Consider the following 13,348-nt stretch of genomic DNA (forward strand, 5'->3'; position numbering starts at 1 on the left):
CAACCTATTCAATCATGCCGCGCTCGAGCGTACCGAGCGCCGCGCGGGCATCCCATGCCGCAATACGCTTCTCGGTCTTCCACGTTTGGAAGAACCAACCGGCAGCCGGCGCAAACGATGCCAGCTGATTGGCGATGAACACGCGCTCGTAGGCATTGCGGCCCTCGGGCGTAACCGACGAGTTGGCAAAGATCGCCGCACCCGACCATTCGCCCACCAGCACGGGGAACCCCGTCGAAATCGCTTCTTTAAGCTCGCGCTTGTTACGCGAAATCGCCGTCGTCAGCCCGCGGGGGCTCGTGATGTCGAGTGCATACTCGTCACGGTAATGGTACAGGTGAAGGTCCATGTAGACGTTCTTGTACTTGGTGCCGCGCATAAAATGCTTCCACTCGCTGGGATACCCCGAAGACGAGAAGACGACGATTTTATCCTCGGGCATATACGAACGGACGAGCTCGTAAGCATCGCGATAGAAGTTGCGCAGGTAGTGAGCAGGAATGCCATCCGTCATGGTAAAGAGGCTCTTGCGGACGCTCATCTGCGGCGTGTCAAGCAGCTCAATGCCCAGCAGGCTCTCGGCCTCACCGTAGCGATCGGCCAAACGCTCGAGCACGTCGAGTGCGACATGGCGGCCGTTAGTGGACGAATGCCACTCGGCAACAGCCTCCGGCGTGGTGGGCGAATCGTTGGAATCGCCCTGACCACCGGGCACAGTTGCCAGGTCAAGCAGCACGCGAATGTTGTACTTGGCAGCCCACTCAATCGCGCGGTCGATGTAGTCGACAACCGAGATGTAGGAGGCATCGGACTCCTGTGAGCCAAAGGCATACCAAGGCACCGGCAGGCGCACGGCGTTGAGGCCGATCTGCGCCATACGGCGAAAATCATCCTCGCTCACAAACGTCTCGTAATGACGACGCATGCGCTCGTTATAGGCGGCGGTGCCCATGGCCTCCTGCAGCTCGGCCGCGTTGGATGCACCGGTCGCCGCGTACAGCGACGGGGTCACCCAAGGCTCGGGAATAAACCAGCCAGAGAGATTAACGCCGAGTATCCTCTCCATCACTGCCCCCTTCGGATCGTGCAGGTCGAGCCCGCATCGTATTGCATAGGAAAAGTATCGTTTTGAGTATACCCGCGCGTGCGGGCAGGCGACCGAATGGTCTGAAAAGTGACGCAAAAGCGGGAGGAATGTCTGGGATGCGCTTTCCGCAGGGGACTACATAAAAGAAAAGGACCCCTTTGCAGAGGTCCTAGTCAATTCAAGGTGGCGGGGAAGGGAATCGCGTCCGCGCGCTGCGCGGACGGACCGCTGCGGCGCTTGCGCGCCTTGCGAGCTGCGCTGGCAAACGCTTACGCGTTTACTCAGCTCCGCGCCCTCACGGGGTTCGATTCCATGTGGGGTCTGCATAAAAGAAAAGGACCCCTTTGCAGAGGTCCTGGTCAATTCAAGGTGGCGGGGAAGGGAATCGAACCCCTGACACGAGGATTTTCAGTCCTCTGCTCTACCAACTGAGCTACCCAGCCATTTGAGGTGTGCCTTGTTTCAAGGCTTGATTAGTATAACCAAGGACGCGTTCCGGTCAACCGAGAATTTTAAAAAAGTTTTTGAGCACAGCCTCGGTTCTATAAATCGGCACGTCAGGGGCATCAGCCGGCAGCAAGAAGTTTTTCACTCAGAGCCGCACGGGCAAACTCACTTGGCGTCATCCCCTCGGCAGCCGCCCGTCGACGAATGGCCTCCTTCATTCCCAGAGGAATCTTGACCGACAGCGTTGCCGTCCCCTCACCTGAGAGTGGGGGCCGTCCATGCACAATCCCACCAACGGTGTGTTCGCCATCCGGAAACTCTCCGCGCTCGTACGACTTGCACCACGCGTCAATCATTTCATCCGTTACAACCTGACCATTAGCGGCCGTATACGTCTTGCCCATCATCGACCCCTTTGCCGAGTCTGTTCAATCTTCTGCCAAAATTTCTTCTGGACTGGAGACAAGGCATGAATGATAAGCCACCCACGGACAAGCTCGACCGCGACAAGCTCCACGCTTCGTCCGTCTGGGAGCCATCCAATCGCAAGCCATCTCGGCGGCTCGTCCTTCGACTCGCGACGAATGCACTCAGTAACCGCAAGCCAGGCGCTAAGCACCTGCTTTTCCGTCAGGTGCTTTTTAGCGTTGGGATGGATCTCAACATCCATGCATCTTCTCCTCCATCTTACCCAATTTCGTATGACGAAAGTCCGCTGTCGCCAATTCTTACGCCGGCACTTGTTGGAGGGCAGGGAGCGAGGCGAGGATTGAGGGACGTTCCAGTACGGCCCAGGCGCACGGGTGAGAGCACATGCGCCACGGACGGACGTTTTCATAGCGTGCGAGGATGTTGCCGTTGCGGTCGATAAAGGCGATATCGATGGGATAGGCCATAAAACACGTGTGGACCGAGGAACAGTGCGGAAACGCCATGACGAGCGGCAGGCCGTTGGCGGCAACCGGACGCCGTCCCAGCATGCCGAGCAGGCGCACGACGAACGACTCCGCCACCGCAAACTCGGCCGGCGTCCAACCCAGCCTGTTGAGTGCCCGCGCGTAAGCGATGTAGGACGAGACCGCGGTCACATAACCACCCCCGGACGCCATGGATCGACCGTCACCGCGCGCTCGTGCGACAACGTTGTCGGCGCCCCCAGCGGAACGCCAGCGATGCTGAGAGAAGTCGGCCACGGCTCATAGTGCATGGTGCAGGTGTAGGTCCTAAACGTACCGGATAGGGAGAGCAGGCCACCATCCGATGCCTCCGCGCCTTGCTCGCTCGACACTTCGATCTGCAAGTCATAGCCTTCCATGGCATTCAGAATTTGAGTCTGAACCGTCGCCGAGGCATCGGCAGAGCTTTCGCCGCCCTCCCCCTCCGACGCCACGGCGTGCGCCAACACGATGTCGGGCACCACGCGGTCGAAGCGCGCGACAGCGCTGGCAAAGATCATGACGTTGTACACGATGAGTGCCAGCACCAGCAAAACGGGCGTAACCACTGCCATCTCCACCGTCGCTTGGGCGCGCTCCTCGCGCAGACGCATGCGGATACTCATTACGACCCACCGCCCAGAGCGCCAACCAGCGTGGCGACATCGACGGTGAGTGGGATGGAGCCGCCGCCGGGCAGAGGAATCTCCGCAAGCGTGAACACCGTGCCGCCAATGGTGCGTTCGACTTGATATTCCAACGCCTCGCAAAGCGCCTTGGGATCGGTCACGCCCAACGGAATACCTCGCAGCTTGTCTTGCGCTTGAGAGAAACCAGCAATGTCAGACCCCGGACTCTTAATGACGTTGGCGGAATCGGTCAGCACCGGCTTTCGCAGGCGCAAGTCGCACGGTTCCAAACCCAGCGCCGCCACGGACGCCGAAACGGTATCGCCGAGCCACGATGCGATGGAGCCCAACGCGCCGCCGCCCCCTCCTAGGTCTTTAATCATCTCGTCCATAAGTTCGTCGGCCGAACCTTGGATATCACCGTATCCTACGAGCAGCCGTCCCCAAACATCCATGACGCCGTCGAGCACGCCGGCAACGCCGCCCGAGCGTTCCTTCAATGTCGAGAAAAATCGCGAAAGCACGTTGTTTTGCGCCGTCGCCTCATCGGGCGCCAGCACCGCGGCAGAGATGGCACCGCGACTGCCAAGCTCAACCGCCGTGTTAAACGAGGAGTTAAGTTGATCGGGGCTGGTCATATCGCCCGAAACCGCAAGGGCGACCACGCCGTTGCGACCGGGCGGCGCGATACGCGGACGCTCACCCGAAAGCGCTTGAATGGCCTGATCGAATGCGCTTCCCGCGCGATCTGCCTCGCCTTCGGTCTGTCGCTCGAGCTCAAGCTCTTTGTTGCGGCATTCGGCGTAGTCTTCCATGGCGTCTTTGAACTTGTCAAAGTGATACTCGAAGCCGTTTTCGATCGATGTAGAAGGAGCGGCGACGGCACCCAGTGTCTTGACTCCAAAATGGCAGCGGTCGCATGCTTCTCTCCCGTCAAAGTCAGCAACCGATGACAGTCCTCCCGGCGCTCCCTTTTTATAGTTTGGGCAGCCAGTTCCATAATGGATGTACGTCTTGCCGTCATTGCTGCTCGTCGGCCACGCGGCATCGGTATAAAGATCGCTCGCCCTGACCTCGTCCGCATTGCGCGGCAGCAGCGGCAGGTCCGCGACGACGCTCGTGCCGTCGTCCACGATGGAGGCACGCCCGAGCTCTTCACCGGCATACCGATAGAACGCCTTTCGAGCGGCAGACTCCGCCTGCATCTCGACACCGCTTCCAAGCGGCTTTTCGTTAGCCAAGCGCTGACGGTAATATGTTCTCGCTCGGTCAAGCGCCACCTGGGGCTCCCACGTGACGCTCGATGCGTAATGTGGGTTGAGCTCGCCCGGCAGCGACGCCAGCTTCTTCGCGCGCTCCCACATGCACGAACGGCTACCAATCGTGCCCTTGTCCGACCCGCCGCAGTCCGCAAGCCAGGCGCGCTCTTTTGCTTTCGCCGTATCCTCAGAAGCCTCCTTCAACTTTTTGGCTGCGAGCTCTAAATCATCTGACGTGTCTTTAATAGCATCGGGCGAGATCTCGGACCCCTCGAGCGCAACGAAATCGGACTCGGACGTCCTGGGCACGGCAAGCGCCGTACCGGTATAGCTCACGCTATCGGTATCCTGCGCCGACACCGCCTGTGTAGCTCGCGCGGCAACCAGATACGGCAGAGCCGTCTCGATTTTCTGTAAGCCTTCCGATGCGCTTTTGGCAAACTTGTTGCGCGTTTTAATGATCCCAATCCCGGTGTCGACCATATTGCCGGCAACCGGCTCGGCACCCGGGATGAGGATGGCGACCAGGCCCGTCCCGATCGTGGCAAACCCCGCCAGCCCCAGACTCAAGATGCTCGCATCAACCACCGTGGCAGCCGTGTGATAGGACGACACTACGTTGGCACCCGCCAGCGCGCCGCTATCGGCCGCCACCTGGGTATCCCCGGCACGCGACATGCTCCATATCGCCGCGGTTGACGAAAACAACAACGTAAGCACCACTAGGATGACCACGGCAGAGGAAAGCGTGGTGTAGGCACCGTCTTCGATAAACAGGTCGATACCGGCTCGACCCATAAAGCCTCCTCGTTTGCGATGGCAGCTCGGACGGCGCGTCAAAACGCGCCTAGACCAGAAACGCTTAATCCCATGCAGCAATCCACGAATCATAATCTCCCTCCAGCCATTCGGGACGCGATTGATACGAGACATTGACCTTGAGCTCAACGTAGTCGCCCTCGGCGGTACCACCCATAGCCTGCGCAAACGCACCGATCACAGGCAACGGCTTGACCTCGCCGGAAACGGACACGGACGAGACGCCACCCGCACCGGCCCGGCCAAGCTCGATATCCCACGACAACGGCCCGCCGGCATGAAAGATCGAAACGTTGGGCACTGCGGCAAGCCGGCGGCGGGTGAACTCCTTAAGATCATCGTCCTCCGCCGTCGTCGTGGTCATGAGCCGCGCGGTCTCGGCGGCGGCAGACTCCATGACCGCGCGCGTATAGAGCAGGCACACCGGTTGCAGTGCGAGAAGGATGAGCGTCAGAAACGTCGGCAGCAAAAAAGCGGCCTCGACCGTAGACTGCGCCCGGTCCTCACGCGCGATATCAATACAACGCGATGTCCTTAGCGCCCGCAGCGGCGTCGATAACCGACGTCGAGGCAACGCCATGGGATGCCGCCCGCTCGACCAGCGCCGCCAAGCGCCCATCGGTGCCAGCACGCCAAAGTCCCGCGATCGCCAGCACGATGGAAAGCAGCGCCACCGTGACGATGGCGTATTCGACCGTCGCCTGGGCAGATTCCTCGCGCAGGACGTCATGCATTTCACGACCCCTCCTTTGAGTTCGATGCCTGCGGGCTCAGGCGGATCACGCGCAGGCGGCACGAAGCATCGCCGACATCCGCAGCAACCGTCACCATATCGACCCAGCCGCGTCCATCGCGCACGATGGCGCCCCATACGTTGCCCTTAATATCGAGATAGCCGCTCAGGGCGAGCTGGGCCGTTGGCACCTCGCGGTAGGCGCGTAACATATCCGCCGCTGCCTCGGTCATCGGTCGGTCCTCGGACCATGCAAGCCGGACCGCAATCGCGTTGCCCTCAGGCGAATCCGTCGCAGTGGCAGACCGCTTGTCGAGCGTCCGCAGAAAGGTTTGCGCCGTGACAGCGACATCCGAATCGTCCGCATCTCGCGTCTCATCTTTTTGAGACGCCACCGCCGAATCTGAGCCCGAGTCGAAGGCGGCCCCAGGACGCTGCTGCCGCGCGGAGTTAAGCCCCCAAAGCACCGCCGCTATCGCCACGATCAGGCAAGCAAACACCAGCAGCACCCCGATGGGGCGCTCGCCCTCTACAGGCTGTTGATGCCCTCGCTGATCGCATCCCATAGCTCTTTAACCTTGCCTTTAAATGCAACGATGGCAATAATCGCGATCACCACAAGCACGCCCACCAAAATGGCGTACTCGGTGGTACCCTGCGCGCTCTCCTCCTGCAACAGTTCCTTGGCATGCTGGCGAGCGCGGATCGCCCGGCAAAAAGCCCAGTTCCAAGCCTTGTCAGCAACTTCGACCATCGTGTTCATGTATTCCTCCCTACATCATCCCGCCTGCTCCCAGCAGCGGGCCCAATATGGACAGAAGCAACGCCGGCAAGATGAGCGTGCCGGTGGGAATCAGCAGCTTGACGGGCGCACGCTCGATCTCGCGCTCAACCGCGGCGCGATGAGCTGCACGGATCTCGCGACTTTGAGCGGCCAGCGTCTCGGCAAGTGGGGCACCCAGGGCGAGCGCCTGCCCCACCGTGATGGCAAAGGTCTCGAGCGCTCGCACGTCCAGGTCGCGCGCGGCGGCCAACAACTCGTCCTCACGCGTGCCCACGCCCACCTGCCACGCCATGCGGGCCCGCTCAAGGCGAAGAGCCAGCACTGACCGGCGGTTGGCGCAGAAAATCTCAAGCGCCGCATCAAACGAAAGACCGGCCGAAAGACCCAAGCGAACAACATCGATCATCTCGGACACTTCGCCGAGCGACACTCGCGCCGGGCCGCCCGCCCCAACCGCGCCCTTCACTCGCGCGGTCAGGGCATCGGCCACCGAGCGACCCGCAGCAGCGACCAGCACTGCCTCGCGCTTGCAGGTACCTGCGATCTTGCGTGCATCCGCCCGATCCAAACCCGTCGCGACAAATACACTCAGAGCGCACAGGCAAGCCGCAACTGCAACCAGGGCGCTCATAGCTCCACCCTCATAATGCGCCGGATAACCACCAGGGCAACGGCGTTGAGGGCAAGACCCAGCACCACAGCGCCCGCACCGGCAGGCGTCACAAGACCGCGACGAAAATCTGCCGAAAGCAGCGCCAACACCGCGCACATGCCCGCCGGCATCGCCGCGACCATATGCGCCGACATGCGGGCCTGCGACGTCTTGACATCCAGGCGGCGCTTGAGCTCAATGCGCTCCCCCACCATGCTCGACGCCTCGGCCAGCAGGTCGGCAAGCGGGGCACCGGTTCGCTGCGACACCTTGAGCGCCAACGCGACAAGCGAAAGCCCGGGGGCGTCGATACGGACAAGCAGGTCGTCGAGCGCATCGGTCGCCGAGATGCCGCAATCGATCGCCGCCGCCACCCGCAAAAACTCGGTATGCACCGGCTCTTGCGCATGAGCGCCCACAAAGCGCATGCCCTGGGCCAGCGAATGTCCCGAGGCAAGCGACATGGAAAGTGCGGTAAACGCCTCGGGCATGGCCTCCTCCACATCGTGTTGCTCGCGCCGGCTCTCAAAGCCATCCCGGGCGACGCCAACGGCAAACGGGGCAACAAGTCCCAAGGCAAATCCGAGGGGCGATAACGACACCATCGTTAGCAAAACACAACAGACACCGCTCGATAGCAGCAGAAATGCTAGGCGAGTCGCGTTATCCTCAATAGCAAGCCCAAAGCGATCTGTGGGGACCAACGATGCCCACGAACGGGCGATCTTTTTCAGCAGATCGTTTTCCACCAGCTCACGCGGCAGCTTCTCTGCCACCGTCTCGAGCGCCTGACGTGCCAGCTCCGCCGGCGGTACCCGCGGCACACGAGGCTCCGCCCCACACACCGTCGCGACAGAAAGCCCTGCCAAGCCCCCTACGACGAGGGGCATAGCGATCTCCATTCGTCCACCTCCTCTTGTGTAAGCGTCCCCGACCGCAGGCCTTCTGCGATAAACGGCGGCTCGCGGTCGAGCGTCCAGGTGCGCTCGGCGGCATCGAAAGTCACGTAGCGTTCGAGCTCAACACCGCCCGACACGCCGCGGCGAACCCCCGAATATGAGGCCACAAAGCGCCTGCCATCGGCGTGGCGCTCGGACATCACGATGCCGTCGAGCGCCATGGCAATCTGCTCCTCGATGAGCTCGCTCGGCAGATCGATGCCATAACGTGCAAGCAACGTCAGGCGCACCACGGTCTCCTGTTCTGAACCCGCATGAAGTGTGGTGAGCGACCCGTCGTGGCCCGTGTTCATGGCCTGCAACATGTCGCAGCACTCGGCACCGCGCACCTCGCCCACCACGATGCGGTCGGGGCGCATGCGCAGGGCATTAGTTACCAGGTCGCGGATCGTCACCGCGCCCTCACCCTCAATTGAAGCCTCGCGCGCCTCTAGGCGCACCACGTGCGGATGATGCGCAAACTTGAGCTCGGCAGAGTCCTCGATCGTCACGATGCGCTCGCCGGTGGAAATCTCGCATGACAACGCGTTGAGCAGGGTGGTCTTACCAGATCCCGTGCCTCCCGCAACCGCCAGGTCCTGTCGCAGCGACACCGCGCACGACAGCAGCTGCGCATACCAAAGCGGCAGCGATCCCAACCCCACGAGCTCATCCAGTGAGCAGATGCGGTCCGAGAACTTTCGGATGGTGAGAATCGGTCCGTCAATCGCCACAGGCGGAATCACCGCGTTGACGCGATAGCCCGTTTTGAGGCGGGCGTTGACAATGGGGCTGCGCTCGTCGATACGGCGGCCAAGTGGCGAGATGATGCGGTCGATGAGCACACGGATCTGTTCGTCGTCCTCAAACGCGTGCTCGATGGGATACAAAACGCCGCCGCGTTCAAAGAAAGCCGAGCGGCAGCCGTTGATCATGATCTCGGTAACGGTGTCGTCCTCGATGAGCGGCTGCAACGGCCCCAAGCCCACCACATCATCCAAAATCTCGTCGATGATGGTCTCGCGCTCGGGCGTCGCGAGATCGGTCGGCTCCTCAACATTGAGCGCCGCCTCCACCGCGGGACGCAATTCCGAGCGGGCAAGCGCCGGGTCGATATAGGCGCTGATACGCGCCACTTCGTCGTAACCCATGCGGTCCATTACGGCGCGCTTGGTGCGTCGTTTCACCGCGCGGCGACGCCCTGTATCTACAGGCGCTGCCGTCGCTGCAGCGCCGGCAGCCTTAATCCTCGTTTGCAGGCTCATCGCTGATCACCCTCGCGCGACCAGGGAAGGCGAATACGCGGGCGTTCGGTGCGTGTTGCACGGTCGGCGACCATATCGCTCCAAGGGCCGACGGCGCACCCCAGTTCCACGAGCATCTCGCGCGTGGCCTCGCGCACGCTGGTCGCAAAAGCGCTGGTCTGCCCCACTGCCTCGTCAGCGCGCCCAAACGCCATGAGCGCGGCGAGATCCTGTCCGCCATCGGCGATACGAATCTTGGAGCTCAACGCACAGGCAATCTCAAAGCGCATGGCGACGTCCTCGTCTGCCCCGCGCGCACCGAACCGGTTGAACACAGCGCTCATGCGCGTGCGCGGCACACCTACTCGACTTGCCAGTTCAATGACGCGCGACGCCGATGTCGCGGACGACACCGCCGCATCGCCAACGACCAGACAACGGTCGCTCGCCGCCACCGCAGCCGCCACGGCGTCGCCCCAAAAGACCGAGGTATCGATAAAGACCACGTCGGATTCGCGACGCAGAACATCAAGCAGTAGCTCCACCGGACGTGCCATGAGCTCGGCTTGCTCGGGCGCCGCGACGGGACCCCAGAGCGTAACGCCCGGCGCCACGCGCATCGATGCGGCTACGATATCCGGCTCGGTGAGCGCGCCCGCCGCCGACGGCTCGATAAGTGCCGCTATATCGCGCGGAGCATCGACGCCTAACAAGTCGTAAAGGTTTCCAAACATCAGGTCCAGGTCGAGCACGGCGGCACGCAAGCCCAACAGCGACGATGTGTGTGCCATGGTGGCAACAATCGTCGACTTGCCGCAACCGCCCGAACCCGAAATGGCGCAGATGACCGGAGCTCGATGCGGCGGAGCGGCGGCGTCTGCCGGCGGCATCTGAAGCGGCGGGGCGGGCGTCGGTGACAGCGTCCCCGTCTCCCCCGCCGCAACCACACGCTGCGTCCAAGCCGGCATGGCAGCTTGTTCGGTCTGCGAGGCAGGCTCGTTCTGTGCAATCTGCTCATGCTGCATCGGCGACAACTCGCCGCACCCGGCAAAGCCCTCAACTTCGTCCAGTTCATCCGCCAGATTCACGCCGTGCACGTATCCCATATCTACAGCCGGGGAGTCGCCAGCATGCTGTGCCGGCCCTCTAGCGTCATCGTATACAAGGGGGTTCCGGGGGCGCCGACCATGCTCGGCTTCCGCTTTTCCATAATCATCAACACGCGGGCCTCTTGTAGCGCGAGGCGCCCCGGGTTCCCTATCAACAAAAGCATCGGGCTCAATCGTCATGCGCCGATCGGAATCAACCACTCCCTCGCCCGCCTGCCCGTTGCCGCATATACTGTGCGCAGCGATGACCTCGGTCGCCCCCGCGCGAAACAGCCCCTCGATATCCGACGGATCGAGCGCTTCTATCAACACGACCACGCGACTCACGCGGCCTTCGGCCGTCAGGCGCGCAACAGTCTTGCGCACATCTTCGGTATCAAACAGAGACGCCGCGATGATGGCAGCCCCGCGGCGCGACGGAAACGCCCGCGCCATGGAAACCAGCCCGTCCAGGTCACCCACGCGAAGCACCTGTGCACCCGCATCACGGCCCTCGACTTCCCGCTGCAACAGCCCGTAATCGCCGCACGCGCAGCACGCAAGCCAGATCGCCTTCATCACTCGTCGCCTCCGCTCTTTCTGCCGCGCGCCGTGGCGGGAATCGTCAAGCTGACCGTTCCCTTGCCCGAGGCGCCCAGCAGTTCCTTGACGTCTTCGGGGTCAGCCGCCAGCGTCACCCATTCGATCTTGCCCTCGCGCGTGGCACCGGAATCCTCACTGGTATCGATCACGTACGCGCCGCACAGCCGATCGGTTACGCCGTCTTTTTGCACATACACATCCACGTAGCTGCCCACGCCCGTGGCGCCGCCGACCGAGTGCTCGGCATCGACCGCCACCGAAACGGCGACCTTGCCCTTAGGCACCTCGAGCTTGTGGCTCTCGGCCTTGGTGTAGACATTACAGATCACGGCGTTTTTGGGAATACGCGAAGTCGTCACGTCGCCGCGCACCTGGCGCAGCTCGGTCGCCGCGTCACGCGGCAGCAGGCTCGTCAGCCATTCCTGGGTTATGACATTGGTCTCATCGAGGGTCTCGCCCACATCGATATCGCGCGCCGCAACGCATACCTCGACGCGATCGCCCCCGTACTTGGCCAAGGTCTCAGCCTGGACCTGTTCGGCTTGCGAGCGGATCGACGAGCCGTAAACCATGCAGAGCAGAGCAGCGAGCACGCCTGCGACCAGACTGATGGCGATGCGCTTGCTCTTGTTCACGGCCGCTCCTCTCATGGCAGTGCCGGGCGAATGCCCGTACCACCATTGTCTGGGCGGTCAGAGTGCAAAGCGGCGCAATCGCGATCTTGGTTTTCGATGTCAAACCAATCGCTGACCAAAAACTGACCAGCCCGTCAAGCTCGTGGCAAGGTTTTGGTCAGCACGTCAGCAAACTGCATGTTTCGAGGCTTTTCCGCAGCAAAAAAGCCGTCTCCCGAACAGTTGGGAGACGGCTGCCATAGGAAAAATCAATTACAAATGGACATCGGGATCGAGCATTTGAGCGCTCACGCGCATGGATGACGCCAGGTTTTGGAACGTTTCCAGACGCAGGCCGTCGATCTGCCCGGCGTCCTCGGCCTCGCGAACGGCGCAACCCGGCTCATGGGTATGTGTGCAATCGCCAAACCGGCACGCGCGCGATGCCTCGACAATCTCGGGGAAGGCGCGCGCCAGACCCCGCTCGTGACCCACGAGCGGTAGGCTGCGCAGGCCCGGGGCATCGGCGATCACGCCGGCGTCGCCCGGCAGCGCCACCATCACGCGCGCGACGGTAGTGTGACGGCCCTGATCGTCGCGTTCGCGCACACCGCCGGTCGCCAACGTATCGTGGCCCAGCAGTGCATTGAGCAGCGTCGACTTGCCGGCACCCGACTCGCCCAGAATCATGGCGCAGCTCCCAGCAGGCACGCAGGAACGGACCTCGTCCAGGCCGCGGCCCTCGGCAGAGGACGTCACGATCACGCGCACGTCCGGACCCACCAGGCGGCGCGCGCGGTCCAGATCGCGCTCGAGCTCCTCGGCATCGCAGCGGTCAGCTTTGGTGAGCACCACCACCGGTTCGGCATCGCAGTCGAGCGCCAACACCAGCGAGCGCGCCACGCGGTCGAGCAGCACCTCGCCAGCACCGAGCGCCTGCACGATTAGCACGCTATCCACGTTGGAGCAGAGCACCTGGCGCTCTCCGCGGGCACGGCCGCGCCAACGTTCAAAGCTCGTACGGCGCGGCAGTACGCACTCGATCACGCCCATGTCGTGCCCGGGAGCACGGCGAACCGCCACGCGGTCGCCCACAGCGGGCAGCAAGACCTCGTCCTCGCCACGCGACTTGGCAAACCCTACGGCATGCTCGGCACGAAACGTGTCGTCGGCAGTTGCCACCAGCGGAAATCCGCGGTCCAGGCGCACCACGGCACCGAGCTGCATCTGCTCGGGTTCCTCAGCCTGTGCGCAAAAGTCGTCAAATGCAGCCTGCTGAGCCGCATCGACCGGCAGGTCATCGAACGCCGGAACATCCTGCAACGCGTCAAGCCCCGGCACGCTTGCCAGCAACTCCTCAGCAGATGCAGGGGCTTCGGTCGCGAGCTTCCGACGACGATCGCGCTTAGCCCGCGCCCCCGTCGTCTTTTTCTTCGCCTTAGCCTTAGCCTTGCCCACAAGCGCCTCCCAGCACAAAACCACACAACTGAGCAGGTATTTTAAAACAAAAAGAGCT

At 62.4% G+C, this 13,348-nt stretch carries 16 protein-coding genes and 1 tRNA gene; all 17 read right to left on the minus strand.

From position 1 onward, the window contains the following. Nucleotides 1-4: 4 nt before the first annotated feature. The 17 genes from DXC90_RS03060 to rsgA all read right to left on the minus strand — a co-directional run bounded on the left by DXC90_RS03060 (nt 5) and on the right by rsgA (nt 13,059). Complete coding sequence (locus tag DXC90_RS03060) at nt 5-1,066, minus strand: glycoside hydrolase family 5 protein (protein WP_117634285.1); 1,062 nt, start codon at nt 1,064-1,066, stop codon at nt 5-7. 391 nt (nt 1,067-1,457) lie between these two features. Further along, nucleotides 1,458-1,530 (minus strand) — tRNA-Phe (locus tag DXC90_RS03065). A gap of 123 nt (nt 1,531-1,653) precedes the next feature. Next, nucleotides 1,654-1,938, minus strand: a complete 285-nt coding sequence (locus DXC90_RS03070) for a ribbon-helix-helix domain-containing protein (RefSeq protein WP_117634287.1) — start codon at nt 1,936-1,938, stop codon at nt 1,654-1,656. Then, complete coding sequence (locus DXC90_RS03075; protein WP_117734706.1) at nt 1,938-2,204, minus strand: hypothetical protein; 267 nt, start codon at nt 2,202-2,204, stop codon at nt 1,938-1,940. Before DXC90_RS03075 ends, DXC90_RS03070 begins: the two co-directional genes overlap by 1 nt. Before the next feature lie 58 nt (nt 2,205-2,262). Then, complete coding sequence (locus tag DXC90_RS03080) at nt 2,263-2,622, minus strand: DUF192 domain-containing protein (protein WP_233502120.1); 360 nt, start codon at nt 2,620-2,622, stop codon at nt 2,263-2,265. Next, the gene (locus DXC90_RS03085) at nt 2,619-3,095 is read right to left on the minus strand and encodes a TadE/TadG family type IV pilus assembly protein (protein WP_117734708.1); all 477 of its coding nucleotides are present in this window, start codon (nt 3,093-3,095) and stop codon (nt 2,619-2,621) included. Before DXC90_RS03085 ends, DXC90_RS03080 begins: the two co-directional genes overlap by 4 nt. Next, nucleotides 3,095-5,155, minus strand: coding sequence for a hypothetical protein (locus tag DXC90_RS03090; RefSeq protein WP_117734709.1), 2,061 nt, complete (start codon nt 5,153-5,155; stop codon nt 3,095-3,097). Before DXC90_RS03090 ends, DXC90_RS03085 begins: the two co-directional genes overlap by 1 nt. 64 nt (nt 5,156-5,219) lie before the next feature. After that, nucleotides 5,220-5,756, minus strand: coding sequence for a TadE/TadG family type IV pilus assembly protein (locus DXC90_RS03095; RefSeq protein ID WP_117734710.1), 537 nt, complete (start codon nt 5,754-5,756; stop codon nt 5,220-5,222). Beyond that, the gene (locus DXC90_RS03100; RefSeq protein WP_117734711.1) at nt 5,692-5,910 is read right to left on the minus strand and encodes a hypothetical protein; all 219 of its coding nucleotides are present in this window, start codon (nt 5,908-5,910) and stop codon (nt 5,692-5,694) included. Before DXC90_RS03100 ends, DXC90_RS03095 begins: the two co-directional genes overlap by 65 nt. Before the next feature lies 1 nt (nt 5,911). Beyond that, a complete protein-coding gene (locus tag DXC90_RS03105) occupies nt 5,912-6,142 on the minus strand; it encodes a hypothetical protein (RefSeq protein WP_117734712.1) in 231 nt (76 codons plus the stop codon). A gap of 296 nt (nt 6,143-6,438) precedes the next feature. After that, nucleotides 6,439-6,672 (minus strand): hypothetical protein, encoded by a 234-nt coding sequence (locus tag DXC90_RS03110; RefSeq protein WP_117734713.1) that lies wholly within the window; start codon nt 6,670-6,672, stop codon nt 6,439-6,441. A gap of 10 nt (nt 6,673-6,682) precedes the next feature. Next, entirely contained in the window at nt 6,683-7,324 is a 642-nt protein-coding gene (locus DXC90_RS03115; RefSeq protein WP_117734714.1) for a type II secretion system F family protein, read from the minus strand. Then, nucleotides 7,321-8,247, minus strand: coding sequence for a type II secretion system F family protein (locus DXC90_RS03120; RefSeq protein ID WP_117734715.1), 927 nt, complete (start codon nt 8,245-8,247; stop codon nt 7,321-7,323). The genes DXC90_RS03115 and DXC90_RS03120 overlap by 4 nt, the downstream gene beginning before the upstream one ends. Continuing rightward, nucleotides 8,220-9,548, minus strand: a complete 1,329-nt coding sequence (locus DXC90_RS03125) for a CpaF family protein (RefSeq protein WP_117734716.1) — start codon at nt 9,546-9,548, stop codon at nt 8,220-8,222. Before DXC90_RS03125 ends, DXC90_RS03120 begins: the two co-directional genes overlap by 28 nt. Beyond that, nucleotides 9,545-11,194, minus strand: coding sequence for a P-loop NTPase (locus tag DXC90_RS03130; RefSeq protein WP_117734717.1), 1,650 nt, complete (start codon nt 11,192-11,194; stop codon nt 9,545-9,547). The genes DXC90_RS03125 and DXC90_RS03130 overlap by 4 nt, the downstream gene beginning before the upstream one ends. Further along, nucleotides 11,194-11,853, minus strand: coding sequence for a Flp pilus assembly protein CpaB (gene cpaB, locus DXC90_RS03135; RefSeq protein ID WP_233502122.1), 660 nt, complete (start codon nt 11,851-11,853; stop codon nt 11,194-11,196). Before cpaB ends, DXC90_RS03130 begins: the two co-directional genes overlap by 1 nt. Nucleotides 11,854-12,105: 252 nt before the next feature. Next, entirely contained in the window at nt 12,106-13,059 is a 954-nt protein-coding gene (gene rsgA / locus DXC90_RS03140) for a ribosome small subunit-dependent GTPase A (RefSeq protein ID WP_199406598.1), read from the minus strand. Nucleotides 13,060-13,348 lie beyond the last annotated feature (289 nt).

Source organism: Collinsella sp. TF09-1AT, from assembly GCF_003436895.1.
GTDB lineage: Bacteria > Actinomycetota > Coriobacteriia > Coriobacteriales > Coriobacteriaceae > Collinsella.

Excerpts from the sequence above, each read along its gene's own strand:
- DXC90_RS03060 (WP_117634285.1), bottom strand. The coding sequence starts at position 1,066 with ATGGAGAGGATACTCGGCGTTAATCTCTCTGGCTGGTTTATTCCCGAG.
- DXC90_RS03070 (WP_117634287.1), bottom strand. The coding sequence starts at position 1,938 with ATGGGCAAGACGTATACGGCCGCTAATGGTCAGGTTGTAACGGATGAA.
- DXC90_RS03075 (WP_117734706.1), bottom strand. The coding sequence starts at position 2,204 with ATGGATGTTGAGATCCATCCCAACGCTAAAAAGCACCTGACGGAAAAG.
- DXC90_RS03085 (WP_117734708.1), bottom strand. The coding sequence starts at position 3,095 with ATGAGTATCCGCATGCGTCTGCGCGAGGAGCGCGCCCAAGCGACGGTG.
- DXC90_RS03090 (WP_117734709.1), bottom strand. The coding sequence starts at position 5,155 with ATGGGTCGAGCCGGTATCGACCTGTTTATCGAAGACGGTGCCTACACC.
- DXC90_RS03095 (WP_117734710.1), bottom strand. The coding sequence starts at position 5,756 with ATGGCGTTGCCTCGACGTCGGTTATCGACGCCGCTGCGGGCGCTAAGG.
- DXC90_RS03100 (WP_117734711.1), bottom strand. The coding sequence starts at position 5,910 with ATGCATGACGTCCTGCGCGAGGAATCTGCCCAGGCGACGGTCGAATAC.
- DXC90_RS03105 (WP_117734712.1), bottom strand. The coding sequence starts at position 6,142 with ATGACCGAGGCAGCGGCGGATATGTTACGCGCCTACCGCGAGGTGCCA.
- DXC90_RS03110 (WP_117734713.1), bottom strand. The coding sequence starts at position 6,672 with ATGAACACGATGGTCGAAGTTGCTGACAAGGCTTGGAACTGGGCTTTT.
- DXC90_RS03115 (WP_117734714.1), bottom strand. The coding sequence starts at position 7,324 with ATGAGCGCCCTGGTTGCAGTTGCGGCTTGCCTGTGCGCTCTGAGTGTA.
- DXC90_RS03120 (WP_117734715.1), bottom strand. The coding sequence starts at position 8,247 with ATGGAGATCGCTATGCCCCTCGTCGTAGGGGGCTTGGCAGGGCTTTCT.
- DXC90_RS03125 (WP_117734716.1), bottom strand. The coding sequence starts at position 9,548 with ATGAGCCTGCAAACGAGGATTAAGGCTGCCGGCGCTGCAGCGACGGCA.
- DXC90_RS03130 (WP_117734717.1), bottom strand. The coding sequence starts at position 11,194 with ATGAAGGCGATCTGGCTTGCGTGCTGCGCGTGCGGCGATTACGGGCTG.
- rsgA (WP_199406598.1), bottom strand. The coding sequence starts at position 13,059 with ATGCAGCTCGGTGCCGTGGTGCGCCTGGACCGCGGATTTCCGCTGGTG.